This is a genomic window from Streptomyces sp. NPDC006430 (genome assembly GCF_040612395.1).
Taxonomy (GTDB): Bacteria; Actinomycetota; Actinomycetes; order Streptomycetales; family Streptomycetaceae; genus Streptomyces.
This window is the reverse complement of record NZ_JBEXQA010000016.1, coordinates 29799-52906: the sequence shown is the minus strand read 5'-3', so window position 1 is coordinate 52906 and position 23108 is coordinate 29799. Positions and strand designations below refer to the sequence as shown.

16 protein-coding genes and 1 pseudogene are annotated in these 23108 nt (G+C 72.7%); 9 read left to right on the top strand and 8 right to left on the bottom strand.

Annotated elements, in window-relative coordinates:
* Positions 1-92: 92 nt before the first annotated feature.
* The 3 genes from ABZZ20_RS22545 to ABZZ20_RS22535 all read right to left on the bottom strand — a co-directional run bounded on the left by ABZZ20_RS22545 (position 93) and on the right by ABZZ20_RS22535 (position 6469).
* Positions 93-1028, bottom strand: a complete 936-nt coding sequence (locus ABZZ20_RS22545; RefSeq protein WP_356872374.1) for an ROK family protein — start codon at positions 1026-1028, stop codon at positions 93-95.
* 90 nt (positions 1029-1118) lie between these two features.
* Positions 1119-2150 carry a LacI family DNA-binding transcriptional regulator gene (locus tag ABZZ20_RS22540; RefSeq protein WP_356872210.1) on the bottom strand — a complete coding sequence of 344 codons (1032 nt, stop codon included), beginning with the start codon at positions 2148-2150 and terminating at the stop codon, positions 1119-1121.
* A gap of 11 nt (positions 2151-2161) precedes the next feature.
* Positions 2162-6469, bottom strand: coding sequence for an NEW3 domain-containing protein (locus ABZZ20_RS22535; RefSeq protein ID WP_356872208.1), 4308 nt, complete (start codon positions 6467-6469; stop codon positions 2162-2164).
* Positions 6470-6682: 213 nt separating this feature from the next.
* Here ABZZ20_RS22535 and ABZZ20_RS22530 point away from each other — a divergent pair, with 213 nt between their 5' ends.
* Positions 6683-7984 (top strand): glycosyl hydrolase, encoded by a 1302-nt coding sequence (locus ABZZ20_RS22530; RefSeq protein WP_356872206.1) that lies wholly within the window; start codon positions 6683-6685, stop codon positions 7982-7984.
* 93 nt (positions 7985-8077) lie between these two features.
* The gene (locus tag ABZZ20_RS22525) at positions 8078-10261 is read left to right on the top strand and encodes an endo-beta-N-acetylglucosaminidase (protein WP_356872204.1); all 2184 of its coding nucleotides are present in this window, start codon (positions 8078-8080) and stop codon (positions 10259-10261) included.
* A gap of 60 nt (positions 10262-10321) precedes the next feature.
* On the opposite strand, the gene ABZZ20_RS22520 is transcribed toward ABZZ20_RS22525, so the two are convergent.
* Both ABZZ20_RS22520 and ABZZ20_RS22515 read right to left on the bottom strand, forming a co-directional pair.
* Positions 10322-11734 (bottom strand): HAMP domain-containing sensor histidine kinase, encoded by a 1413-nt coding sequence (locus ABZZ20_RS22520; protein WP_356872202.1) that lies wholly within the window; start codon positions 11732-11734, stop codon positions 10322-10324.
* A 12-nt stretch (positions 11735-11746) separates the two neighbouring features.
* Entirely contained in the window at positions 11747-12451 is a 705-nt protein-coding gene (locus tag ABZZ20_RS22515; RefSeq protein WP_356872200.1) for a response regulator transcription factor, read from the bottom strand.
* A gap of 265 nt (positions 12452-12716) precedes the next feature.
* On the opposite strand from ABZZ20_RS22515, the gene ABZZ20_RS22510 reads away from it, so the two are divergent.
* The 7 genes and pseudogenes from ABZZ20_RS22510 to ABZZ20_RS22480 all read left to right on the top strand — a co-directional run.
* On the top strand, positions 12717-13502 hold the full coding sequence (locus ABZZ20_RS22510) for an amino acid ABC transporter ATP-binding protein (RefSeq protein WP_356872198.1): 786 nt from the start codon (positions 12717-12719) through the stop codon (positions 13500-13502).
* A gap of 87 nt (positions 13503-13589) precedes the next feature.
* Entirely contained in the window at positions 13590-14441 is an 852-nt protein-coding gene (locus ABZZ20_RS22505; RefSeq protein ID WP_356872196.1) for a glutamate ABC transporter substrate-binding protein, read from the top strand.
* A gap of 83 nt (positions 14442-14524) precedes the next feature.
* Entirely contained in the window at positions 14525-15199 is a 675-nt protein-coding gene (locus ABZZ20_RS22500) for an ABC transporter permease subunit (protein WP_356872194.1), read from the top strand.
* Positions 15196-16089, top strand: a complete 894-nt coding sequence (locus tag ABZZ20_RS22495) for an amino acid ABC transporter permease (protein ID WP_356872192.1) — start codon at positions 15196-15198, stop codon at positions 16087-16089. Before ABZZ20_RS22500 ends, ABZZ20_RS22495 begins: the two co-directional genes overlap by 4 nt.
* A 191-nt stretch (positions 16090-16280) precedes the next feature.
* Positions 16281-17852 (top strand): FAD-dependent monooxygenase, encoded by a 1572-nt coding sequence (locus ABZZ20_RS22490; RefSeq protein WP_356872190.1) that lies wholly within the window; start codon positions 16281-16283, stop codon positions 17850-17852.
* Between the two features lie 33 nt (positions 17853-17885).
* The gene (locus tag ABZZ20_RS22485; protein ID WP_356872372.1) at positions 17886-17972 is read left to right on the top strand and encodes a putative leader peptide; all 87 of its coding nucleotides are present in this window, start codon (positions 17886-17888) and stop codon (positions 17970-17972) included.
* Between the two features lie 223 nt (positions 17973-18195).
* Positions 18196-18402, top strand: a pseudogene (locus tag ABZZ20_RS22480) (rhodanese-like domain-containing protein); the annotation flags it as partial.
* Positions 18403-18595: 193 nt separating this feature from the next.
* On the opposite strand, the gene ABZZ20_RS22475 reads toward ABZZ20_RS22480, so the two are convergent.
* The 3 genes from ABZZ20_RS22475 to recA form a co-directional block, all read right to left on the bottom strand.
* Positions 18596-21136, bottom strand: coding sequence for an FtsX-like permease family protein (locus tag ABZZ20_RS22475; protein ID WP_356872188.1), 2541 nt, complete (start codon positions 21134-21136; stop codon positions 18596-18598).
* Positions 21137-21252: 116 nt separating this feature from the next.
* Complete coding sequence (gene recX / locus ABZZ20_RS22470; RefSeq protein ID WP_356872186.1) at positions 21253-21840, bottom strand: recombination regulator RecX; 588 nt, start codon at positions 21838-21840, stop codon at positions 21253-21255.
* Positions 21841-21843: 3 nt separating this feature from the next.
* Positions 21844-22953, bottom strand: coding sequence for a recombinase RecA (recA, locus tag ABZZ20_RS22465; protein WP_356872184.1), 1110 nt, complete (start codon positions 22951-22953; stop codon positions 21844-21846).
* Positions 22954-23108: the final 155 nt, after the last annotated feature.

The following is a 23108-nucleotide window of genomic DNA, read 5'->3' as shown; positions in this document are numbered from 1 at the left end:
AGAAATTCCGGGTCGGGTGCTCCGGGGCGGAGTACCCCGGGGCAGGGAGCTCGCGCGGGGAGCTCCGGGAGGCGTGCGGGCGGCCGGGCCGCTCAGGTTGCCGGCAGCAGCATCATCGCGGCGGCAGCCGCACCGATCAGGCCGGCGTGGGTGCCCAGGGCCGCCGGAACCACGTGCAGGTCGCTCACGAACGAGAGCGTGGCGTAGTCGGCGAGGTGGCTGCGGATGGGCGCGAAGAGGGTGTCGCCCGAGGTCGCGACTCCCCCGCCGATGACGGCGACGTCCGTCTCGACGAGGGTCGCGGTGGCCGCGATGGCGGCGGCCAGGGCGCGGCCCGCACGGTCGAAGGCGGCCAGCGCGACGGGGTCCCCGGCCTCGGCGGCGACGGCCACGCCGGCCGCCGTGGCGTCGGCGGAGCCGGGTGGCGGGGTCCAGCCCTGGGCGCGGGCCCATCGGGCGATGGCGGTGCCCGAGGCGAGGGACTCCACGCATCCGTGGCCCCCACAGACGCAGCGTTCGCCGTCGAAGGCGACGCTGATGTGGCCGATGTGGCCCGCGTTGCCCGTGGGACCCGGGTGGAGCTGGTTGTTCAAGATCAGCCCGCCGCCCACCCCGGTGGAGACGACCATGCACAGGGCGTTCGCACGGCCCCGGGCCGCTCCCAGCCAGTGTTCGGCGGCGGTCATCGCCACGCCGTCGCCAACCAGCACCGTGGGGAGGTCCGCGCCGTGCCGGGCCAGTTCGGCCTCGACCCGCGCCTGGATCGGGAACTCCCGCCACGCTCCGATGTTGACCGGGCTCACCGTGCCGCGGGAAGCGTCCACGGGGCCCGCGCTGCCGATGCCGCAGCGGGCGGCCGACGCCCAGAGCGGGGAGCCCGCGAGGTCCGCGACGACCTCCGCGACGGCGGCGAAGACCCCGTCGCCGTCCGTGCCCCGGGGGGTCGGGCGACGGGTGGTGTCCGTCATCGTGCCGTCGGGGTGCACCAGCGCGCCGGCGATCTTCGTACCACCGATGTCGATCGCCACCGTCGGGCCGGTGTCCGCGCCAACGGCAGGCGGGGTGGGGACGGCGGGGGTGGGAGGGGTCACAGCGGCGCTCCAGGAAGGGGTCGGAAATCAGTATGCGGCCGGCGGCCTGGCCGTACTCTCCCGGGGCTCCAGCCGGGGCTGTTCACCCTCACGGGCCCGCGGGGGGCCACCGGCCAGTACGGCGACGAGCTCCTCGGCGGCGAGCCTGCCGAAGCCCGCGGTGTCGCGGACGAGCGCGGTGAGCCGGGGGTGGGTGACCCGGCACAGCGCGGAATCGTCCCAGGCCACCACGGAGATCCGACCGGGCACGGGAAGGCCCAGCTCGGCGGCGACGGCGATGCCTGCCACCGCCATCACGTCGTTGTCGTAGACGAGCGCGGTCGGCGGTTCGGGTTCGGCGAGGATCCGGCGGGTGGCGGCGGCCCCTTCGGCGTCGGAGTAGTCGGTGACCACCGAGCGCACTTGGTCCGGGCCGAGGCCGCGCGCCGCGGCCTCGGTGCGCAGCGAGTCGATCCGGCGGGCGGTGTGGGCCAGACCGGGCAGTCCGGCGATGTGCGTGATCCGGCGGTGGCCCAGCCCGTACAGGTGGTCCAGCACCCGGGCCATGGCCCGGGCGTCGTCCGCCCAGACCGAGGACAGCGGGCCGGTCCCGCCCGTCCCGCCGATCATGACCGCTGGGAGGCCGAGCTGCGCGAGGAGCTCGGGGCGCGGGTCGTCCGTCCGCGGGTCGACGACGAGGACCCCGTCCACGCGCCGCTCGGCCCACCAGCGGCGGTAGACGGCGCATTCGGCGTCGATGCCGTCCACGACCTGGAAGAGCAGGGCGATGCGGCCGGCGGACAGCACCTCCTGTATGCCGGAGACCAGTTGCAGGAAGAAGGACTCGACGCCGAGGGTCTGCGCGGGCCGGGCGAGAACCAGCCCGACCGCGCCGGAACGTTCGCCGGACAGGGCGCGCGCGGCACTGTTGGGCTGCCAACCGAGCTCCTCCGCGACCCGGCGGATCCGGGCGCGGGTGTCCCGGGACACGCCGGGCCGGTCGTTGAGCGCGAAGGAGACGGCGCTCTCGGACACCCCGGCCCGGCGGGCGATGTCCTTGATGGTGGGTCTGCGGGCCATGGCCTGCCTCTTCATCCCTCGGGTACGTCGGGTACGCCGCGTACGCGGACGGCAATGGCGGGACCGTACGCGATCCTGCCCTGGCAGACCGCCTTGACCACCATCCAGTACGTGCCGGGTGCGCATCCCGGCGGCGGCCGGAGCTCGAACTCCAGCTCCGCCGGGCGGTCCGCGGGGACGCGTACGGGCTGGACGGCGGGACCGACCGACTGCCAGGCGCCGTACGGGGAGACGGCGTACGCCAGGCCCGTCAGCGGGCTCCGCATCCCGGTGCTGCCGATCCGGGCCCGTACCGGGGCCCGCCCGCCGGGGGCCACCTCCACCTCCGTGTCGGGCGCCCGGACCCACAGCGCGGCCGGGGTGTCCGGGCTGCCGGGCACGGTGACCGTCAGCACGTCCTCGTACTCCCCCGCCGGGGTGTGCGCGAGCACGCGGACCAGGTGGGCGCCGGGCCGGGCGTCGGCCGCGGGAATCACGGTCAGCGGGAAGCGCTCGTGCCCGCCGGGTGGCAGCTGCACCGTGCGCCGGGTCCAGGAGGCACGCCAGCCTTCGGGGGGTCGGACCTCCAGCCGGACCGGGCCGTGGGCGCCCTCGCCGTGCGCCGCGACGGTCACCGCGGCGTCGTCCGGGACGCCCGTGCAGGTCACCGTGTACGGCGCGGCGCCGAGCGGGGCCGTTCCCGTGTTGTGCAACCAGTACGGGCTGAACACCGGCTGGTGCGGCTCCCGTTCGTCCTGTCGCAGCGGCATGCCCGATGCCGTGCGCAGCAGCACGGTCGTGGTCGCCGAGCCTGCGATCCCGCCCGCGAAGGGGGCGAGGGGACGGTCCAACAGGTCGGCCTCGGCGGTGGGTTCTGTGGGCCACCGCAGGCTCACCCGCGCCGGGCGGCCGTGGGTCTCGTGCAGCCGGACCGCGAGCCCGTCCGGTTCGCCGGCCGCCCGTTTGACCGTCTCGATCACCACCCGGTCGGCCGGCTCGACGCCGAGCAGCGAGCGGGCGGGTGGCTTCGGACCGGCTCCCGGCACGGTGGTGACGGCGGTGAGGGGCTTGTTGAACTCCCGTCCCCGGCGCACCAGATCGACCTGCCGCCAGTCTCCGGCGCCCGCGACCAACGCGTGCTCGAAGACGTGGGTCCAGTGCTGGAGCTGGAAGGAGCTGCCGTCCGGGGCGGTGCGCCGAGGCGGGTCCATCCACTCCCCGGCGGGGCGGCCGGTGCAGGAGCGCATCAGGTTGCCGTGCAACCGCCCCGCGGGGTCCACGGCGAAGCCGGGGGTGCCCTTGACCAGGATCCCCACGGTCCGGCCCGCGTACGGTGCTTCGCGCGGGCCGGCGTCCGTGGCTCCCTGCGGGGGGCTCAGCGGGGCTCCCCGCGGGGCTCCCTGCGAGGGGCACAGCGGGACCGCACCTGCCAGCGGGTCCACCGCTTCGAGCCGGCCCGACGCGGCGACGGCCGATGCCGCCTCCGCCACGGGGCCGGTGAGCACCAGGACCGGCAGGTCCCGGATGCCGGTCAGGTCGCAGCCGGGCCTCCAGAGCTCGCGGAGCTCGGCCCGGGCCGGTACCCAGACCCGTGCGTGTTCTCGTACGGCCTTCTCGTACGCGGGGTCGGCCGCCGCCAGGACCGCCGCGGTGAAGGTGTTCCGCTCGGGGCCGCCGAGCGCGATCCGGAAGTCCGGCAGGCTGCTGTCCGCGGCCAGGTCCCCCCAACGCGGCCCGCCGGGTCGGGTCGGGGTGGCGGTGACCCCGTACCGGGCGAGCGCCACGACCAACTCCCTTAGCCCCTCGGGAGTTCCCGCGTCCGGCAGGACGATCTCGGCCGCGCCCACCGCCCGGCCGCCTCCCACCCGCAGCGGTGCCGAAAGGGCGAACCAGTTCAGGCACGGGCTGTCCAGGGTCCACGGGGCGCGGGTGTGGTCGGCCCCCGCGTCCGCCTCGGGGAAGGCGAAGCCGCGCCCCACGGCCGCGGCCGCCGTCTCGGCGACGGGCAGGGCCCCGGGGACGTCGGCCGGGACGCGCAGCCGCAGCAGTCGGTCGGATCCGTCGAACTCATCCACGATGGTGGTCAGTTCGACCCGGTCGAGGCAGTTCCACACGGTCGTGGTCCGCGTCCAGCGGACCGGGCCGGTGCGCCCCGAGGCCACGATCCGCGCCCCCAGCGGCCCCCGCTCCACGCGGCAGGAGTCGGCGGGCGCGCCGCCCGAGCCGGTGCCCGGCCCTTTGGGCAGCAGGTGCCAGGGCCCCTCCTCGAAGAAGGGGTGCCGGTCGTACTCCTCCTGCACGACGAGCTCGTCCACCTCGCCCGGGGTCAGCAGCTCCTGCCCCGTGCTCCGGTGCAGCAGCCGGGCGAGGCCGCCGCCGCGCGCGGGATCGGCCTCGGCACGGTAGTGCTCGTTCTCGACGATGAGACCGGCCGCGGGCTCCCACCCGCCGGAGCGGGACGACGAGGAGGCGGCGAGCCACCAGGTGCGGTGGCCGAGCGGCGGCACGTCCGCGGCCAGGAAGGCCAGCTCCGCCCGGCCGTCGGCGACCGCTTCGAGGTGGACGGCGGCGGCGCGCCCCTCGGCGTCCAGGACCACGACCCGCCGGGCGTCCTCGGCACGCAGGCCCAGGGACGCGAGTTCCACCGTCGTACGGACGAGGTCGGTGCGCGGCCAGGACACCGGGTTGTGGACCGTCACGGCGAGCGGGCCCGGACCCCGGGTGTCGGCCGCGCCGGTCAGCGCGAGCAGCGCTTCCTCCCGTACGGCGGCGGCCAGTTCGTGGGCCTCGCGCCAGGTCGGGAGCAGGTCCAGGTACACCTGGTCGGAGAAGGTACCGGTGACCGCGTCGTGGTGCGCGGCGTGCAACAGGTGCCGCCAGGCCTTGGCGAGCGTCTGCTCCGGGTAGTCGAGCAGCCCGTCCGCGCAGGCCAGTGCCGCAAAGGTCTCGGCCTGTTCGAGGAGGTTCTCGGCGGCCCGGTGGGCCTGCTTCACATCGGCGTAGGTGACGTCCTTGCCGGTGTACACGGGGCCCATCTCGCGGGTCACCGGCAGCGGCGCCTCTCCGCGGGCCGCCAGCTCTGCGCGGACGGCGTCGAAATGGGCGCGCGGGCCGGAGTGTCCCATGCGCGGCCAGCAGTATCGGCGGTTCCAGGCGTGCTGCACGTCCAGGCCCCAGCGGTGCGGCCAGGAGAAGTCGGTGCCCATCGGGATCAGGACGTTCTTCGTCGCGGCGCAGGTCCTCAGCAGTTCGTGGAGTGCGAGCAGTTGCTCGGCGGCCGTCTCGGCGTCCGGAGCCTGGTGGGAGGGCCAGCCGGCCGAGTAGTGCGCGGGCAGGTAGTGCAGCAGCAGCCCGCGGCCGTCGGGTGCGATCCACTCGTACTCGGCGGGCAGCTGCATGGCGGACGGGGCCCGCAGCCTGTCGCCCCAGGTGTCCATCATCGGGCCCCAGTGGTGGTGCGGCCCGCGGGCTAGGACGGCGGAGTCGAGTCCGGCGCCGGCCATCAGGGTGGGGAAGGACGGGTCGTGTCCGAACACGTCGAGCTGCCAGGCGGTGCGCGGATCGGCACCGAGGGTGCCGCGGTGCAGGGCGAGACCGTGGACCGCGCTGCGGATGGTGCTCTCGGCGGAGGTGAGGTTGGTGGACGGCTCGTTGTAGGTGCCGCCGACGATCTCGATCCGGCCCGCCGCGATCAGGGCGCGCAGCTCGGCACGGTCCTCGGGGTGGGTGTCCCAGTACGGCTTGAGGTAGTCCACCTCGGAGAGCACGAAGCGGTACGCGGGGTCCTCGCGCGCCTGTTGCAGGTGCAGCGGGATCAGGGTGAAGGCGGGGACCCCGGTGTACTCCCAGCCGTTTTCCGCCGCGCCGGGCTGCGGCGGGGCGTCCCACAGGGCGGTGTAGGCGGCCTGGGTGTTCCACCACATCGGGTCGTAGTGGAAGTGCGGGACGAGCCGGACGGTCCAGCCGGGTTCGGCGACGGGCAGGTCGAACGGCAGCTCGGCGAGCGGCCGCCCGGCGGGGGTGGCGACCCGGACGGTGGCGGGCAGCACGGTCCCGGGAGCGGCTCCTGCGGTGCGTACGGCGACCTCGACGGTGGACTCCGCAGTCGAGGCGCCCCTCGAAGCACCCGTCGAAGCGCCCGTCGCGGCGTCGCCCCCGGCGTCCGCGCGCACGATGCGCGCGTGCGGGGTGGTGATCGCGGGCCCGTGCACGGTGACGTACAGCGGGCCGGCCGGACGCTCCCTCCGGATCCGCACGCGGACCACCTGGGCAGGGGTTTCCGGTGGGCCGGTGAAGAGGGGCGGGGTGGTGACCGCCGTGACCGAAATACCGCTGTCCATTTCCCCACACTTCCCGGCGAAACACCATTGGGCGAACGGAGCTAAACCGCATTAGCTCATCCAGCTTCAGATGGCGACAACCCTTCTGTCAACGGCACTGAAGCGCATAAGTCCGTGACGACTTCCGGATTCCAAGGCCCTGTTGACTTTTCCCCGTGGAGCGCGGCAGGTTATGGGACGTCCGGCGAATTCCCCTGAACTCCAGGACCATTCATGCGCGACGGCACCGCCGTTCCCCCGCCCGCCCGACCCGCCGCCCGTAGGCCGGCCCGAACCCTCCGTTTCGGCGCCAACTACACGCCCTCCCAGGGCTGGTTCCACCACTGGCTCGACTTCGACCTCGACGACGTCCGGGCCGACCTCGACTCGATCGCCGCGCTCGGGCTGGACCACGTACGGGTCTTCCCGCTGTGGCCGGTGTTCCAGCCGAACCGGACCCTGATCCGGCCCCGCGCCGTCGAGCAGCTCGTCGCGCTCGCGGATGCGGCCGACGAGCGCGGGCTCGACGTCAACGTGGACGGACTCCAAGGCCACTTGTCGAGCTTCGACTTCCTGCCGGCGTGGACCGCGAGCTGGCACCGGCGCAACCTCTTCACCGACCCGGACGTGGTCGCCGGGCAGGCGGAGTACCTTCGCACGCTGGCCGCAGCCCTCGCCGACCGGCCCAACTTCCTGGGCATGACCGTCGGCAACGAGATCAACCAGTTCTCCGACTCCCCGCACCCGGACCCGGACCGGATCTCCCGGGAGCAGGCGGGCCGGTGGCTGGAGCAGATGCTCGCCGCCTGCGAGGAGGGCGCCCCGGGCCGGTTCCACCTGCACGCGGAGTACGACGCCGCCTGGTACCAGGACGGGCACCCCTTCACCCCGGCCCAGGCGTCCCGGCTGGGCGCGGCCACGGCCGTGCACTCCTGGGTGTTCAACGGCACCGCGCAGCGCCACGGTCGAACCGGGACGGCGACCGAACACCACGCGGCCTACCTGATCGAGCTGTCCAAGGCCTGGGCGCTCGATCCGCACCGGGCGGTGTGGCTCCAGGAGGTCGGGGCGCCCGCGCCGCTGATCCCGCCGGAGCACGCCGCCTCCTTCGCCGAGGCGACCATCGCCGGTGCGTTGGACTGCCCGGACCTGTGGGGCGTGACCTGGTGGTGCTCGCACGACGTGTCCCGGAAGCTCGCGGACTTCCCGGAACTGGAGTACGGCCTCGGCCTCCTCACCAACGACGGCAGGACCAAACCGATCGGTGCGGCCGTCGCCCGGATCACCGAGCAGTGGCGGGGCCGGGAACACCGCCCGGCCGTCCGGTCCACCGCGCTGGCCGTGGACGTCGGCGGGGCGCACACCGCGCCGGGGCGCTCGGTGTGCGCCCCGGGCGGCGCCTTCTTCGAGGCCTGGGCCGCGCTGACGGCCCAGGGGGTCCGCCCCGCGGTGGTCCTGGCCGAGCTCGCCGAGGACCCCGCCCACCTCGGCGCACGCGGCATCACCGAGGTGCTGCGCGTCCGCGACGTCACCTGACCACTCGCCACCGCCGCCACCACCGTCACCACCGTCACCGTCACCGTCACCGTCACCGTCACCGTCACCGTCACCGTCACCGAGGAGCCCCGCATGTCCGAGACCGACAACGGCGCCGACCCTCGCACCGCCCCTCCGCTGCGCCCGGCCCCTCCGACCCGGCGCGGGATGCTCGCCGCCGGAGCCGGGGTGGGGGCCGCCGCGCTGCTCGGCGCGACCGGCGCCGCCACCGCGGCGCAGGCCGCCCCGGCGACGTGGGCCGCCGCCACCCCGGCCACGGCCACGGCCACGGCCGTGACAGTCGCCGCGCCGGCGCCGGCCGACCTCACCCCGTACGCCTCCTACTGGTTCCCCGACACGCTCCCCCAGGGCGCCCCCGGCCCGGGCATCACCTGGCGCTCCCTCAAGCAGTGGACCCCCGAATCCGATCCCGACCTCGCTCACAACACCGCGACCGCGCCGCTCGCACCCCGTTTCACTCCGGTGCCGCCGAACGCGAGCGCCCGTACCGGCCAGGCCCGGATCGCCTCGCTCGTCTCCTTCGGGCCCACGGCCCGGAACCCCTCCCAGGGCTCTGCGACCGCCGACTACTACGCGCTCACGCACTGGGCGTACATCGACGAGCTGGTCTTCTGGGGCGGCTCCTCCGGCGAGGGCATCGTGCTCGCCCCGAACGCGCCCGTCGTCGACGCCGCGCACCGGGCCGGGGTCCGGGTACTGGGCAACGTGTTCCTGCCGCCCGTCGTCTACGGCGGTGACCTCCAGTGGACGCGGGACCTGGTGCAGCAGGACGCCCTCGGCCGGTTCCCGATCGCCGAGAAGCTCGTACAGGTGGCGCGGACGTACGGCTTCGACGGCTGGTTCGTGAACGCCGAGACCGACGGCGGGGACAGCTCGCTCGCCGCCCGGATGCGGGAGTTCCTGCGCGCCCTGCGCGCAGCCGGTGCGCCGCACGGGCTGCGGACCACCTGGTACGACGCCATGAACAGCACCGGCCGGGTCGGCTGGCAGGGCGCGCTCAACCAGCTCAACCAGGAGTTCTTCGAGGACCGGGCGGGCACGGTCGCGGACACGATGTTCGTGGACTTCCGCTGGACCCCGCAGACCCTGGCCGCCTCCGGTGCGCTCGCCGACCGGCTCGGCCGCTCCCGCCACGAACTGTGGGCGGCCCTCGACGTGGAGTCCAACGGATGGAATTCCAGCATCCGTTGGGACGCGATCGTCCCGCGCGACAGTGACCACGTCGTCAGCTACGGCTTCTACCGGCCCGAGTGGACCCGCAACCACCTCGCCGACCGTTCTCCCGGCGCCTTCCACCGCGCCGACGACCGGTTCTGGACGGGTGAGTCCCTGGATCCGGCCCACCCCGCACCCGAGGGCAGCTGGCGGGCGCCCGCCACCGCCGTCGCCGACCGGTCCACCGTCACCGCGCTGCCGTTCGCCTGCGCCTTCAACACCGGCCACGGGGAGCGCTGGTACGACGGCGGCAGGGTCACCTCCGACACGCCCTGGAACCACCTCGGGCTCCAGGACCGGTTGCCGGGCCGCCGCTGGGTCGTGGAGACCACCGGGCGGCGCCCGTCCGTCGCCCTGGACTTCGGCCGCGCCTGGCGCGGCGGCTCCAGCCTCCTCGTGACGGGCGGACTCACCGCCCCCACCGCGATCGGACTGCACGCGACCCGACTGCCGCTGACCGGCTCCACCGTCCTGGAGCTGGTGCACGCCACCGAGGCGGGCGCGCTCACCGTCGAGGTGGGGGTGGCCACGCGCGAGCCGGCCGTCCCGGGCGAGCCGGTCCCGTACACCTGGCTGAAGACGCAGGCCCAGCGCTCCGGCCCGGGCGGCTGGCGCACCTCCCGGGTCGCGCTCGCCTCCCTGGCGGGCAGGACCGCGTACGGGCTGGCCGTACGGATCACGGCCCGCGGGAGCAGAGCGGTGGCCTGGCGACTCGGCGCCGTGTCGGTGCGCGACGACACCGCGCGGCGGCGCCCGGCGTCTCCGAGCGCACTGACCGTGGACGCCTCGGCCCAGCAGGACGGCAAGGCCTCCGTGCGACTGTCCTGGCGCCGAGCGGTCGGGCCGGTCCGCCACTACGAGCTGTACCGACTGCTCCCGGACGGCACCCGCCGCTTCCTCGGCGGCACCTGCGGCACTGCCCTCCACCTTGCGGCCGTCGTCCGCGCCGACCGGGAGAGGTCGGCCGCCTTCGAGGTCCGGGCCGTGGACGAGCTGTACGCCGCCTCCGCGCCGGCCGCCACCACCCTTGCCTGGACCTGATCCATCTGACCCGACTCGACCGGACCTGACCTGCCCCGACGCAGGGGCGGGCGTCAGCGGTCAGGACATGTGCGGATCGCTGCGCGGAACGGCCACCGTCACCCGCAGCCCGTGCGGCGGGTTCGTCTCGTACGAGAGGGACCCGCCGCCCGCGGCGAGCAGGGCCCGGGAGATCGACAGGCCCAGCCCGGAGCCCTTGACGTTCTGGTGGCGACCGCTGCGCCAGAACCGGTCGCCGACGCGGAGCAGCTCCTCGTCGGTCAGGCCGGGGCCGCGATCGGCGACGGCGACGTGCACGAAGGGCCCGGCCGCGTCGACCGACACCTCGACCTCCTCGCCCTCGGGGGTGAACTTGAGGGCGTTGTCGATCACTGCGTCGAGCGCGCTGGAGAGCGCGATGGGGTCGGCCCAGCCCGTGACGGCGGCCCGGCCCGTCTCGGTGAGGCGCACGCCCTTCTCCTCGGCGTACGGACGCCAGGCGGCCACCCGCTCGGCGGTCAGCCCCCCGATGTCGGTCAGGCTGAGTTCCGCGGAGGTGTGCTCGGCCAGCGCCAGGTCCAGCAGGTCGTCCAGGACCTGGGTCAGGCGCTTGCCCTCGGTCCGTACGGAGGCGATCTCCTCGTTCCCCTCGGGCAGTTCGAGGGCGAGCAGCTCGATCCGCAGCAGCAGCGCCGCGAGCGGGTTGCGCAGCTGGTGGGAGGCGTCCGCGACGAATGCCCGCTGCTGTTCCAGGACCTCTTCCACATTGTCGGCCATCTCGTTGAACGAGTGCGCCAGCCGTTGGAGTTCCGGAGGGCCACCGGCGGCTGCGACCCGGGAGTTCATCCGCCCGGTGGCGATGCCGTGGGCGGCGGCGTCCAGGGTCCGGACGGGCTTGAGGACCCAGCTGGTGAGCAGCAGTGCGGCGCCGAAGGCGACCAGCATGGCGGCGGCGAGCCCGGCGATGATGAGCAGCCAGCCGGTCAGGATCCGGGCCCGCATCTGGTCGGTGGGCGACTCGGTGACGACGACCGCGACGACGTCACCGTCGAGGACGACCGGGGAGGCGACGAGGAGTTTGCCGTGGGTCTGCCAGGGCCACACCTGGGCTGGATCGTGACTGCGCCGCCCGGCGAGGGCCTCTTGGAAGGCCCCGCGGCCCTCGCCCACCTCCGGGAGCTGCCACCAGCCGGGGGCCCGGACCATGGCGTTGTCGTCGCGGTAGAAGATGCCGACCCGGATGCCGTACAGCTCCTGGTAGCGGGCGAGTTCGAGCTGGAGGGTGTCGCGGCGGTCGGCCGCGCCGGTGGAGCCGGAGCCCTCGGCGTCGATCACGAACTGGGCGAGGGCGGCGAAACGGGCGCTGTCGTCGATCCGGTCGACCACCACGCGCTGCTGCTGCCCGGCGGCCAGGCTCACGGCGAGCGGGAAGCCGAGGGCGAGCAGTACGCCCGCCATCAGGACGACGAGCAGCGGAAGCAGTCGGGCACGCACGACAAGGGCCCGCTAGGTGGCGGCCGGGGTGACGAGCCGGTAGCCCACACCGCGGACGGTCTCGATGAGGGCGGGCATGCGCAGCTTGGAGCGCAGCGAGGCGACGTGGACCTCCAGGGTCCGCCCCGTCCCCTCCCAGCTGGTGCGCCACACCTCGCTGATGATCTGCTCGCGGCGGAAGACGACCCCGGGGCGCTGCGCGAGCAGGGCGAGCAGGTCGAACTCCTTGCGGGTGAGTGGTACGTCGCTGCCGTCGACGCTGACCCGTCGGGTGGGCAGTTCGATGCTGACGGGGCCGAGCCGGACCACGTCGGGGGCGCCCGACCCGGTGGCGGCGGCTTCTTCGGAGGCTCCGGTGCGCCGGGCGACGGCGTGAATGCGTGCGAGGAGTTCCCCGGTGTCGTAGGGCTTGACGACGTAGTCGTCGGCGCCCATGTTGAGGCCGTGGATGCGGGAGCGCACGTCACCGCGCGCGGTCACCATGATGACGGGCGTCGCGGTGCGCTTGCGGATCTTGCCGCACACCTCGTAGCCGTCCTGGTCGGGCAGGCCGAGGTCAAGCAGGACGACGCCGAAGGGCGGTGCACCGGCAGGCAGCAGGGCGTGCAGGGCCTCTTCGCCGTTGCGGGCGTGGGTCACCTGGAAGCCGTGCCGGGCGAGGATCGCGGACAGGGCGGCGGCGACGTGGTCGTCGTCCTCGACGAGCAGCAGTCTCATTGCGTCCCCCTTTCCTGATCAGGGCCCGAGTCAGGGCCACCATGCATCCACGCCGATACGGAGGCCCGCGTCAAGGGGGTTCCGGCGCGGCGCGCCTTCCGTTATGCACCCGGTACGAGCGGTCGGACCCGGGCCGCCGTGGCGCGCACGGAGCGTATCGGGGCGAGGCCGTATCGTTATGCTCAATTCTCCCTCAGATGTGATGACGGTGTGCGCACCGCCTCACTACTGTCCTCCCAACCGAGGAGGACGGAGCAAGAAGCCGATGAGCGGAGTATCAGTGACCAAGGACGTGCAGGATGCGGCCGGGGCCGCGGACGACCTGGTCGTACTGAGCAACGTCAACAAGCACTTCGGCGCGCTGCACGTGCTTCAGGACATCGATCTGAGCATTGCCCGCGGTGAGGTCGTCGTGGTGATCGGTCCTTCGGGATCGGGCAAGTCCACCCTGTGCCGGACCATCAACCGCCTGGAGACGATCGACTCGGGCACCATCACGGTCGACGGCAAGGAACTGCCCTCGGAGGGACGGGAGCTGGCCCGGCTGCGCGCCGACGTGGGCATGGTCTTCCAGTCCTTCAACCTGTTCGCCCACAAGACGGTGCTGCAGAACGTGATGCTGGGGCAGCTCAAGGTCCGCAAGACGGACCAGACGGCCGCCCTCGAAAAGGCGCAGTCCCTGCTGGACCGGGTGGGCGTCGGCTCGCAGGCCGACAAGTACCCGGCGCAGCTCTCCGGCGGTCAGCAGCAGCGCGTGGCGATCGCCCGCGCGCTGGCGATGGACCCGAAGGTGATGCTGTTCGACGAGCCGACCTCGGCGCTCGACCCGGAGATGATCAACGAGGTGCTGGAGGTCATGCAGCAGCTCGCCCAGGAGGGCATGACGATGGTGGTCGTCACGCACGAGATGGGCTTCGCCCGCTCGGCGGCCAACCGGGTGGTCTTCATGGCCGACGGAAAGATCATCGAAGAGGCCGCGCCCGAACAGTTCTTCAGCAACCCGCGCAGTGACCGTGCGAAGGACTTCCTTTCGAAGATCCTGCACCACTGACGGTCTTGTCTGGTAGTGATCCCCTGGCGACTCAGAGCACGCGTGTCGCTCGTCGTCCAACCACGTCTCATCCGAGGGAAGTTCACCATGAAGGTTTTCAAGGCCGGTGCGGCCGCGGCCGTGGCCGCCGTCCTCGCCCTGACCGCGACCGCCTGCGGCGGCAGCAGCGACAAGGCCGCCAGTGACGGCGGTGCGTCGGGTGGCGCCAAGGACAAGATCGTCATCGGCATCAAGTTCGACCAGCCGGGTCTGGGTCTCAAGACCCCGGACGGCAAGTTCTCCGGCTTCGACGTGGACGTGGCGACCTACGTCGCCAAGGAGCTCGGCTACCAGCCCGACCAGATCGAGTTCAAGCAGGCCGTCAGCGCCGAGCGCGAGAACCTCATCGCCAACGGTGACGTGAAGCTGGTCGTCGCGACCTACACGATCAACGACAAGCGCAAGGCGAAGGTCGACTTCGCCGGCCCGTACTTCCTGGCCCACCAGGACCTGCTGGTCCGCGCCGACGACACCTCGATCACCAAGGCCGAGGACCTCAACAAGAAGAAGCTCTGCTCGGTCACCGGCTCCACCTCGGCGCAGAACGTCAAGACCAAGCTGGCGCCCGAGGCCGACCTGCTGGAGCAGGGCGGCTACTCCGAGTGCCTCACCGGCCTGGAGAACAAGAAGCTCGACGCCCTGACCACGGACAACTCGATCCTGGCCGGCTACGCCGCGCAGGAGAACAACAAGGGCAAGTTCAAGCTCGTCGGCCTGAAGCTGAGCGACGAGCCGTACGGCATCGGCCTGAAGAAGGGCGACAAGGACCTCCAGACGAAGGTCAACGCCGCCCTCAAGAAGATGGTCGAGGACGGCTCCTGGCAGAAGGCCGTGGACAAGAACCTCGGCCCCGCCAACTACAAGGCCGAGCCGGCCCCGCAGATCACCGAAGGCAGCTGATTCATCGGTGAGGGGTGTCGCCGCCCGCCTGCACCGGGCGGCGGCCCCTCTCACCGGCCATCCTGGGGAGAGCGCAGGGCAACGTGTTCGACTTTCTTAATTCCGGGCAGTACGACGTGCTCGGAGCCTTCTGGGTGACGGTTCAGCTCACCCTCTACTCGGCGGTCGGATCCCTGATCTGGGGCACCGTCCTGGCCGGGATGCGGGTCAGCCCGGTCCCGCTGATGCGGGCATTCGGCACGGCGTACGTCAACATCGTGCGCAACACCCCGCTGACCGTCATCATCATCGGCTGCTCACTGGGTCTCAATCAGACCCTCGGCATCTCGCTCGGCGGCGGCACGTTCAAGGAGACCGGGTTCCGGCTCGCGATCCTGGGCTTCATCGCCTACACGGGCACCTTCGTCTGTGAGGCGATCCGCTCGGGCATCAACACGGTGCCCGTGGGCCAGGCCGAAGCCGCCCGCGCGCTGGGCCTGAGCTTCTTCCAGGTGCTCGTCCTGATCGTGCTCCCCCAGGCTTTCCGGGCGGTCATCGCGCCGCTCACCAACGTACTGATCGCCCTCACCAAGAACACCACGGTGGCGGCGGCCATCGGCGTGGCCGAGGCAGCCCTGCTGATGAAGGAAATGATCGAGAACGAGCCGCAGGCGCTCTTCGCCGTCTTTGGGATCTTCGCCCTCGGCTTCGTCCTGCTGACCCTGCCCACCGGCCTGCTCCTGGGCTGGGTGTCCAAGCGAGTGGCGGTGAAGCGATGAGCTCCGTTCTGTACGACACCCCTGGCCCCAAGGCCAAGGCACGCAACTGGATCTACACGGCGGCCTTCCTGGTCGTGTTCGGCCTGGTCATCTGGTGGGTCCTCAGCGTCATGGCCGACAACCACCAGCTCGACGCCGACAAGTGGAGCCCGTTCGTCACCGACAGCGAGATCTGGACGACCTTCCTGATCCCGGGCCTCCTCGAAACGCTGAAGGCCGGCCTCATCGCCGTGGTCATCTCGCTGCCGCTGGGTGCGGTCCTCGGCATGGGCCGGCTCTCCGACCACCGGTGGGTCCGGATCCCCGTAGGCGCCTGGGTCGAGTTCTTCCGCGCCATCCCGGTGCTGATGCTGATGCTGTTCGGCTCCGCGCTGTACGTGAAGTTCAGCACCGTCAGCTCCGAACTGCGCCCGCTGTACGCGGTGGTCACCGGGCTGGTCCTGTACAACTCGGCGGTCATCGCCGAGATCGTCGTCGCCGGCATCCGGTCGCTGCCGCGGGGCCAGACCGACGCGGCCAAGGCGATCGGCATGCGCAAGGGCCAGATCATGACGTACGTCCTGGTCCCGCAGGCCGTGACGGCCATGCTGCCGGCCCTGGTCAGTCAGCTCGTGGTGATCATCAAGGACACCGCGATCGGCGGTGCGGTGCTGGGCCTCGCCGAGCTGCTGTCGATGAACCGGCAGATCTCGGCGAACTACAGCAACACCATCGCGACCCTCGTCGTGATCGCACTGATCTACATCGTGGTGAACTCCGCACTGACCACCTTCGCCTCCTGGATCGAGGGGCAGCTGCGGAAGTCGAAGAAGGGCACCGGCGCGGTCGTCGCCGGGGACGTGGCCGAGGTCGACGCGGGCGGCGCGGCCGGCGTGGGCGAAGCTCCCTGACGTCCGGCGGGCGCGGCTCCCCGCTAGCGGAACCCTGACGCCCGGTCAGTACACTTGCGTGACACCTGTGGTGCGGCGGAACTCATCCGCCGCACCACACGGCGTTGGCGGGACCGGTGTCACTTGACGCAGGCACCTCCAGTGGGTTGCATACGTTCTGTGATCACATACCGGACACCGGGAGCCGCATCATGGACCCGGTGATCGTCGTCGGCGCGGGGCCCGTCGGACTGTCCCTGGCCCTGGCCCTGGCCGGCTCGGGCGTACCTTGCGTCGTGCTCGACGAGGGACCCGGCAAGGACCAGCCCCGACCCGCCCGTACGGTCGTTCTGCACGCCGACACCGCCGCGATGGCCCAGCGGCTCGGCTGTACGACACTGCGCGACGAGGGCGCGTACTACGTCGCCTGGCGCACGATGCGACGCGGACGTGACACCCGGCGGACCACCTTCGAGGACGAACCGGCCCCCCTGCACCTGCCACAACACGCCCTGACGCGCGGACTGCGCGACGCCGCGGCCGGGCATCCGCTGATCCAGCTGATCAACGACAGCAAACTGGACTCCCTCGAACAGGACGACCGCGGGGTCACCGCCCACACCCGGGGCGCCGAGACCACCTGGTGGCGGGGGAGCTACCTGGTCGGCTGCGACGGGGCCCGCTCCACCGTGCGCAAACTGCTCGGCATCCGCTTCCCGGGCCGCACCGCTGTGGAACGGCACGCCGTGGCCGCGCTGCGCACCGAACTTCCCTGGCCGGGCGAGGCCCTGCTGCACCGCGACCCGCCGCAGGAGACCACCGCCCGGCCGCTGCCCGACGGGGTGTGGCGGCTGGACTGGCTGCTCCCGGGCCGGGGGGAGCTCGTCACCCCGGATGCGCTGGTGATGCTGGTCCGGGAGAGCCTGGCGGGGTGGTGCGGGGGCAACACTCCCCCGTACGACCTCCTCGACACCGGGGTCCACACGTTGCACCACCGCCTCGCCCGGCGCTGGCGCGACCGCCGCGCCTTCCTCGCCGGGGACGCCGCCCACCTGCTGGGCGCGCTCGGCACCCAGGGCGTCGAGGAGGGGCTCCGGGACGCCGAGAACCTCGCCTGGAAACTGAGCCTCGCCTGGCACCAGGGCGCCTCCGAAGACCTGCTCGACAGCTACGAGGGCGAACGGCGCAGGGCCGTCGCGGCGCGGCTGCGCGCCGCCGACCAGTCGATGCCCGTGCTCCGCGGCGGGGGCGGACTACGGACCCTGCTGCCGGGCTCCGCCCGTGCCGGCGAGCTCCTGCTCACCGACGGCCACCTCGGGCGGGGCCCGCTCGGCGCGGAACCCACGTACGCCCCGCCGGTGGCCGTACGCGAGGTCCCGACCGCGACCGAGCCGGGCGGTGCGGTCGCGAACGTCCCGGTGACCGCCCCCGACGGGTCGACGGTGCCGCTGCGCGACCTGCTGGGGCGGGGCCGCCTGCTGGTGGTCCTGGTCGCCCCGGGCACCGGGGTCTGGGATCGGCGGCACTGGCTGGGCGCCGGGCTGATGCCCCGGCTCGCGGCGGCCGTGAGCGCCCTCCCGGTCCGGACCGAACTGCTGGTCGCGGACGGCTATCCGGGGGCTCCGGCGCACACCGTGCTCCTGGTCCGGCCGGACGGGCATCTGGCGGCGACCTTCGCGGGGGTGCGGCCCGCGGAGCTGTACGCGGCGGCGGACACCGTTCGGCTGGGGGCGCCCGCTCCGCTGGAGGAGGCGCCCACCACACATCCCGCCGTGATCGATTGACCGGTCTCCGGTCGTCATACTTCACTCGCCGCCATGACCGGCAACGCCGTACGCCTGTGGCGGAGGGTCCACATGGACCTGCTCCGCTACGCGGGCTGCGTGTGTCGTCCTTCCTGCTGATTCGCCTTCCCTCCGCGCTCCGCGCGCACTTTCACGAACCCCCAGGACGATCACGCCCCCATGTCTGCGCCCCTTGCACCCAGTACATCCAATGCGCCCCACGCACTCCCGTACGCCCCCGCCCGCGCTACTGCGGTGACGGCCGCGGAACTCCTCGACTTCGCCCTGCGCACCGCCGCCGACCCGGCGGTCATCGACTCGCTCCCCCCTCGATCCCGAGGGCCTGGACCCCCAGGGCTCCCACCGCGTCCCCGAGGCCACCTCGCACGACCTCCAGGTGGTGGTGACCTGCAACGAGGGGTACGCCCCCTCCCTCGCGGCGAGTTCCGTGCACGCCCTGGGCCTGCACCGCGCCACCGACCTGATCGGCGGCTTCCAGGCCTGGAGGTCGGCGGGCCTTCCCGTGCCCCAGGCCCCTGCCACGGCCTGAAGGGCACGTGACGGGGCGCGGGTCCGGTAGCAGGTACGGAGCCGGGGGCAGGTACGGAGCCGGGGGCAGGTACGGAGCCGGGGGCAGGTACGGAGCCGGGGCCGCACCGCTTCGGCGGTACGGCCCCTGACCTTCGAGGTGACGGCCCGCCGCGGACGGGCCCTGCTTGCCGCCCGGGGCCCGCAGCTGCCCGTCACCTCGACGTCGCCACCTCCACCGGCCGCACCCGCAGAGCCACCCGGCCCGGCAGGGCGGTGGCCCCGAGGGCCAGCAGGCCGGCCACGCCCAGCACCGCCACGTACACCGCCGGGAGCACTGCCGGTGCGACCACCCCGGTCATGCCCACGCTGAAAGCGGTCAGGACGGCCAGTGCGATCCCCGATCCCAGTACGGCCCCGATCAGCAGCACCGCCAGCGCCTCAGCCCGGAGCATCCGCAGCACCTGCCGACGCTTCGCCCCCGCCAGCCTCAACATCGCGAACTCCCGGAACCGCTCCGCCGTCGACATCGCCAGCGTGTTGACCACCGCGATCGCGGTGAATGCGAGCACCAGGCCCATCGCCAGCAGGTTGATCTCGGCTCCGGCCTGCTGCCGCTCCGCCCCGGCCTCGTCCACGTCCCGCGCAGACAGCACCTCCACACCCGGGAACCCCCTTACCGCAGCGGTCAGTCGCTCCCGCCCGGTCGCCGGCTCCGCAGCCACCAGCACGCTGCTCGCCAGCGGGTTGTCCACGTGCGCCGCGACCAGGTCGTGCGGCAGCGTCACGTCCCCGAAGCCCAACCCCCGCGCGTACACGGCCGAGACGGTGAGGGACACCGGGGTCCCGTCGCCCAGCGACAGGGTCAGCGGGCTCCCCGGCCCCAGGCCCAGCTGGTCCGCGGCCAGTTCGCTCACCGCCACGCTCCGCTCGTCGAAGCCGTTCAGGCTCCCGCGCGTCACCCCGGGGTCCCAGGTCCGGTCCAGCCCGACCGGGGTGACCCCCTGTGCGCCGTACTTCGTCAACCCCACCCGGACGGAGGTGTGCACGATCTCGGTGGCCGCCGTGACCCCTGGCGTCCGGCGGACCTTCTCCGCGGCCTCGCCGGAGATCCCAGGCCCCTGCGCGGTCAGCGCCCAGCCGGCCCGCAGCCCGTCGCGGGCCTGTGCCCGGGCCGCGTTGCCCAGCGTCGGCGTGACGAACAGGACGGTGCAGGTCATGCCGATCAGCAGGGCGATCGGGGTGACGGCGGAGGCCATACGGGTGGCGTTGCCGCGCAGGTTCGCGGTGGCCAGGTGCCCGCCCGGGCCAACCAGCCGCAGCGGCCCGGCGAGCAGCACGGTCGCGCCCCGGACCAGCAGCGGGCCGAGCAGCGAGACCGCTGCGGCGAGTACCACGACGGCCAAGAAGGTCACCGGGGTCGAAGCCGGTTCGCTGCGCAGCGCGCTCAGCACGGCGACCAGCACCGCACCGCCGGCCAGCAGCAATGCCCCGATCGCGATCCGGACCCACCCGGGCCTGCCCCGCTCGACGGCGGCCTCGGCCAGCGCCTGCGCCGGCCTGATCCGCGCGATCCGACGCCCGGTGATGCGGGCCGCGGCCCAAGCCCCGAGCAGGCTCGCGCCGATGGCGGCGAACATCGGGAAGATCCCGGCGGTGCGCTCCAGGTTGGCGGGGACGACCCCGCTCGCGACGAACCGGCCGTAGAGCAACGCGGCGAGCGGGAGTCCGGCGCACGCCCCCACGACACCCGCGGCCAGGCCCACGAGCAGGGCTTCGCGGCCGATCATGCGGCGCAGCTGCCGGGGAGTGGCGGCGATGGCTCGCAGCAGGGCGAGCTCGCGGTGGCGCTGCTGGACGGAGAGGGCGAAGGTGCCGACGACCACGAGGATCGCGACGAGCAGCGCGGTGCCCCCCATGGCTCCGCCCATGGAGACCAGCTTGATGCGGGCACCGGCCGCGTCGAGGAACTCCACGGGCCCGCGTTCATCACCCCGGCTGACCTGCGCGCCGGTGCCCTGAAGTGCCCCCTTGACCCGCCGGGCCAGCTCGCCCGGGTCGACCCCGGGGGCCGGAACGACGCCGATCGCGGTGATCTGTCCGTCACGGGAGGCGAGCCGTTGTGCCTCGGCGTCGCCGAAGAACAGCGCACTCTGCCGGGTTGGGCCACCGTCGGCCGCCCGTGCTATTCCGCTCACGGTGTACGTCTTCGGCTCGCCGGTGGCCTGCACGGTGAGCGGGCCACCGGTCCTCAGTCCCGCGCGGGCTGCCAGTTCACGGTCGACGACCACCTCGCCGCCGCCCTGGGGGGCGCGGCCCTCGACGAGCGTGAAGGGGGTGAGCGCGGCGGAAGTCCAAGCGTGCCCGTACGAGTGCTTCGCTGCGCCCGAGGCCTTCACCAGTGGGACGGCCTGGAAGGTGAGTTCGGGCACGGCCCGCTCGACCCCCGGCACGGACCGGACCGCGTCCACGGTGGAGGCGGGGAGCCAGGCCCGCTCGGCCACGGGCTTGGCCTTGTGTTTCGTCTTGGTCTTGCCCTTCTTCTCCCTGACCGTCGTCTGGTGGACGTTCTGGTCCGCGGTGACGACGACCGGCGTGGCCGCATAACGCTCGGTGTCGATCTTTCCGCGGAGACCGGTTTCCAGGAGCGTGCCGCAGGCGGTGACGAGGGCCGCCGCGCACAGGAGGGCGACGAAGGCGCCCAGGAAGCCGGCCTTGCGGTCCTTTATGGTCTGGAGGGCGTAACGCAGCATCATGCGGTCAACTCTGCTGCCGGCCTGGGCGCCTGACAGTGGAGCATCCCGGCGTCTCGCCCCGGGGGCTACCCCTACCCCCCGCTCCCCCTGCGCCTGCGCGGCGCGACGGGCGGAGGTCAGAGCCCCGGGTACCCCAGGTCGTCGGCGTCGTCGCCCTCCTCTTCCAGCGCCCGGCGGACCACCCTCAGGGCCATGCCCTCCGGGTAGCCCTTGCGGGCGAGCATCCCGGCGAGGCGCCGGATCCGCTTGTCCCGCTCAAGACCGCGGGTGGCGCGGAGCTTTCGCTCCACGAGCTCCCGGGCGGTCTGCTCCTCCTGATCGGAGTCCAGCTGTTCCAGGGCTTCCTGGACAAGGGTGGCGTGCACCCCTTTGGTGCGCAGCTCCTGTGCGAGCGCCCGGCGGGCGAGGCCCCGGCCGCGGTGCCGGGACTCGACCCAGGCCCCGGCGAAGGCGGCGTCGTCAATGAGACCCACCTCCTCGAACCGGGAGAGGACCGCCTGCGACACCTCCTCGGGGATGCCCCGCTTGTCCAGGGCGTCCGCGAGCTGGCGCCGGGTACGCGGCATCCCGGTGAGCAGGCGCAGGCAGATCGCCCGCGCCTGCTCTTCGGGACTCTGGGGCGGCAGCTCCTGGCGGCCTTCACGGCCGCCTTCGCGACGGCCTTCCCGGCCACCGCGCTCGCCGCCCCCTTCCTGCTCCCGCACGGGTCAGCTCTTGGCCGCGGCGGCCTTGGCCGTCGTCTTGGCCTTCGACGCGGGGGCGGGCACGGGCGCGGCCTCGGCAGACGCACCGGCGCCGGCCTCGTCGGCGCCGGCGTCCTTGCGCACGCCCACGCCGAGCTTCTCCTTGATCTTCCGCTCGATCTCGTTGGCGAGGTCGGGGTTGTCCTTCAGGAAGTTGCGGGCGTTCTCCTTGCCCTGGCCCAGCTGGTCGCCCTCGTACGTGTACCAGGCGCCGGCCTTGCGCACGAAGCCGTGCTCCACGCCCATGTCGATCAGGCCGCCCTCACGGCTGATGCCCTGGCCGTAGAGGATGTCGAACTCGGCCTGCTTGAACGGCGGCGCGACCTTGTTCTTGACGACCTTGACGCGGGTGCGGTTGCCGACCGCGTCCGTGCCGTCCTTCAGGGTCTCGATGCGGCGGATGTCGAGGCGTACGGAGGCGTAGAACTTCAGGGCGCGGCCACCGGTGGTGGTTTCCGGCGAACCGAACATCACACCGATCTTCTCGCGGAGCTGGTTGATGAAGATCGCGGTGGTCTTGGACTGGTTGAGCGCACCGGTGATCTTCCGGAGCGCCTGGCTCATCAGTCGGGCCTGGAGACCCACGTGCGAGTCGCCCATCTCGCCCTCGATCTCCGCGCGCGGCACGAGCGCGGCGACGGAGTCGATGACGATCAGGTCGAGGGCACCGGAGCGGACCAGCATGTCCACGATCTCCAGCGCCTGCTCGCCGGTGTCCGGCTGCGACAGGATGAGGTTGTCGGTGTCGACGCCGAGCGCCTTCGCGTACTCGGGGTCGAGCGCGTGCTCGGCGTCCACGAAGGCGACGGTGCCGCCGGCCTTCTGTGCGTTGGCCACGGCGTGCAGGGTCAGGGTCGTCTTGCCGGAGGACTCGGGGCCGTACACCTCGATCACACGACCGCGGGGCAGCCCGCCGACGCCGAGTGCGATGTCCAGCGCGGTCGACCCGGTGGGGATGACCTCGATGGGGTCGTTCGGCTTGTCGCCGAGGCGCATGACCGCACCCTTGCCGAATTGCCGTTCAATCTGTGCGAGAGCGGCGTCGAGAGCCTTCTCGCGGTCGGTGCCTGCCATGGGTTCCACCCGGTTTGCTTGAGTCGATCGCTTCACGCCATTGACGCTAACGCCTGCCACTGACAATGCGCTTCCACGCCCGGTTCGGCTGTGGATAACTCATCAGAATGGATGTTCGATTTTCCTGTCAAGCGCACCACTCCCCGCCCCGCACG